The sequence below is a fragment of the Cupriavidus sp. 01L46 genome (assembly GCF_056399905.1).
Genome location: NZ_JBFTSF010000473.1, coordinates 1 through 3,270 on the forward strand (window position 1 = coordinate 1; position 3,270 = coordinate 3,270).

At 67.4% G+C, this 3,270-nt stretch carries 3 protein-coding genes; all 3 read right to left on the minus strand.

Annotated elements, in window-relative coordinates; translation table 11 throughout:
* The coding region (locus AC1DS3_RS37030; protein ID WP_477129180.1) for an alpha/beta fold hydrolase at positions 1-773 on the minus strand (773 nt) is incomplete at its 3' end.
* Between the two features lie 29 nt (positions 774-802).
* Positions 803-2,086 carry a 3-(3-hydroxy-phenyl)propionate transporter MhpT gene (gene mhpT / locus AC1DS3_RS37035; protein WP_477129181.1) on the minus strand — a complete coding sequence of 428 codons (1,284 nt, stop codon included), beginning with the start codon at positions 2,084-2,086 and terminating at the stop codon, positions 803-805.
* Positions 2,087-2,204: 118 nt separating this feature from the next.
* Positions 2,205-3,239 (minus strand): 4-hydroxy-2-oxovalerate aldolase, encoded by a 1,035-nt coding sequence (dmpG, locus tag AC1DS3_RS37040; RefSeq protein ID WP_477129182.1) that lies wholly within the window; start codon positions 3,237-3,239, stop codon positions 2,205-2,207.
* Positions 3,240-3,270 lie beyond the last annotated feature (31 nt).

Sequence of the window (3,270 nt, forward strand, 5' to 3'; positions counted from 1 at the left end):
TTCGGAATGCCGGCGATCAGGCGCAGGCCGACGTCCATCGGCACGAAGCGATCCTCGCGCCCCCAGATGACCAGCGTGGGTGCGGTGATCTCGCCCAGGCGGGCGCCGTAGTCCGTGAACTGCTTTGGGTTGGCCTGCATGCTCTTGACGAAGTTCTCGAGGTGGTCGCGGCGGGCGAGCATGTTGTCGAGTCGGGCCTGCATCAGGTCGTCGGTCAGTGAACTGGGATCGTAGACGAACACGCTCATCATCCGCTTCAGGTTCTCGATGGTTGGCTCGCGATACAGGCCGTTCAGCAACTTGATCCCCTCGGTCGGCATCGGCACGAACTGGCTCGGGCCACCGGTCCCGCCGCCCATCAGGACCAGCTTGCCGACGCGCTGCGGATTGGCCAGCGCGAACGCCACGGCGCTGTGGCCACCCATCGAATTGCCGAGCAGGTGCACGCGCCCGATGTCGAGGGCGTCCAGCACGGCCTTCAGCACGCGGGCGTTCAGTTCCGAGCGCGACCCAGTGCTGACCACGGGATCGCTCTTGCTCCAGCCCGGGCAATCCACCAGCAGCACGCGGTAGCCGGCCGCCACCAGCGGTTCAATGTTGCGGTTGAAGTTGGCCCAGCCGCTGGCGCCTGGGCCGGATCCGTGCAGCATGACGACAGTCTCCGTGCCGGACCCGGTGTCGTTGTAGTGGATGCGGAACTCGGTGTCGCCGGCCCTGACGGTGACAAAGCGGCTGGTCGATTCTTCCGTGATGGATTGTGCAGTGGATTGCATGATGTGTTTCCTTGCTGAGGCAGATGGATTCAGGTCTTGGGCCGGACGCCGGGGAGGGCGGGGCCCGATTTCAGGGATGGGAAGCCGCCCACCAGCGTCAGGGCTGCGATCGCGGCCACGACGATGAGGGGAATGCTGGACGCGACGAGCATCGACGCGCTCTGGCCGATCGCGAAGAGCTGCCCGGCGACGAGGGGCCCGAGGATCGAGCCGAGCCGTCCCACGGCGACCGCCGCGCCGACCCCGGTCCCGCGCACCTCGGTGGGATACGCCTGGCCCGCCAGCGCATACAGCACCGATTGGCCGCCGACGAGAAACAGGCCGCAGAAGAATGCCCCGCACGCCATCGAGACGCTGCCGCGCGCGCCCGCCAGCGCTGCCAGCGCCACCCCGATCCCCACGTACATGGCGATGACCGTGAGTTGCCGGCTGAAGCGGTCCATGACCCCCGCGATGGCCACCGCGCCGATGCCGCCGCCGATGTTGAACATCATCATCGCCGCGCCGGCCTGTACGCGGCTCAGGCCGTTCGACAACACCATCGAGGGCAGCCAGTTCATCAGGAAATACAGGACGATGAGCGTGCCAAGATAGCTGGTCCAGAGGGCGATCGTGGCACGGGCGCGGCTGCCGCGCCAGAGGGCATCGACGAAGCCCGTATCGGCAGCACCGCCCGCTGCTGTCGTCGTGGCCCTCGCCTTCGCCTCGACGAACTGCGCCGATTCGCGCAGGCACAGGCCCAGCAGCGGCAGGGTCAGCAACGGGCCCAAGCCGCCGACGTAGAAGATGTGTCGCCAGCCCTCATCTCCCGGGCTGACGATACCGATGGCGGCCGCCAGCGCGGCGCCGAACGGCATCCCGCAGTACATGGCGMCCACGGCCGTGTTGTGGTGGCGGGGGGAGGCCGCCTCCGAGCACAGCGCGATCAGGTTCGGCATCGCCGCGCCCAGCCCGAGCCCGGTCAGTACGCGCGCGGCTAGCAGGGATTCGAAGTTCCAGACCAGTGTCGTCGCCAGCGAGAGCAACCCGAACAGTGCGACGGAGAGCATCAGCACGCGCTTGCGCCCGAGACGGTCGGCGAACCGTCCGCCCAACGCCGCGCCGGGCAGCAGGCCGATGGCACCGGCGCTGAACGCCCAGCCCATCTGTGCGACGGACAGCGAGAATTCCTTGGCGATGCGAGGCGCGGCCACGCCGGCGGATTGCAGGTCGAGCCCTTCGAGCAGGGCGATGGCCAGGCACAGGCCGATGGTGGTGAGGCTCCCGGTCGCGGCAGCCTTGCCGCTGCCGCCGGGGCGTATCGTCGTGTTCATGGGTAGTCTCCAGATGGGTCGATGCGGGACGCTCTTGGTGGCGATCGGCGGTGGCGTGTTCTCGCGGTCGTTAGTTGGTGGTGACGAGCGGCGTGCTCCGGGCGCGCCGCTCATCGGATCACTGTTGCGCTTCGAGCGCGCGCTTGCTGAGGTCCAGCGCGACGTCGACGATCATGTCTTCCTGGCCACCGACCATCCGGCGCTTGCCCAGTTCGACCAAGATGTCGACGGTCTTCAGCCCGTACTTCTTCGCCGCGACTTCCGAATGGCGCAGGAAGCTCGAGTRGACCCCCGCGTAGCCGAGCGCGAGCGTCTCGCGGTCCACGCGCACGGGGCGGTCCTGGAGCGGGCGCACGAGGTCATCGGCGGCGTCCATCAGGGTGTAGAGGTCGGTGCCGTGGTTCCAGCCCAGCCGCTCGGCAGCTGCGATGAAGACCTCGAGCGGCGCATTCCCCGCCCCCGCGCCCATGCCGGCCAGCGAAGCATCGACGCGGTCGCAGCCTTCCTCGACGGCGACGATGGAGTTGGCCACGCCGAGCGACAGGTTGTGGTGCGAATGCATGCCCGTCTGCGTCTCGGGATTCAGCACCCCTCTGAGCGCACGGAAGCGATCGCGTACGTCGGTCATCGTCAGCGCTCCGCCCGAGTCGACCACATAGATGCAGGTCGCGCCGTAGCTTTCCATCTTCTTCGCCTCAATGGCGAGGTTCGCCGGCGTGGTCATGTGGCTCATCATCAGGAACCCCACGGTGTCCATGCCAAGTTCACGCGCGTATTCGATGTGCTGCCTGGAAATGTCGGCCTCGGTGCAATGCGTGGCGACGCGGACCACGCGCGCGCCGGCGTCGTAGGCTGCCTTCAGGTCGTGCGTGGTGCCGATGCCCGGCAGCAGCAGTGTGGCGATTTTCGCGTGCTCCACCACGTCCGCCACGGCGGCAATCCATTCGAGGTCGCTGTGCGCGCCAAAGCCGTAGTTGAAGCTCGATCCTTGCAGGCCATCGCCATGCGCGACTTCGATGCTGTCGACCTTGGCGCCGTCCAGTGCGCGGGCGATGTCCTGCACGTTGCGGATGGAGTACTGGTGCCGTACCGCGTGGCTGCCGTCACGCAGCGTCACGTCAGAGATGTAGAGTTTCTTGCCGGGGGTGCTCATGGTCAGACTCCTTCAGTGATCGCTTCAGTGG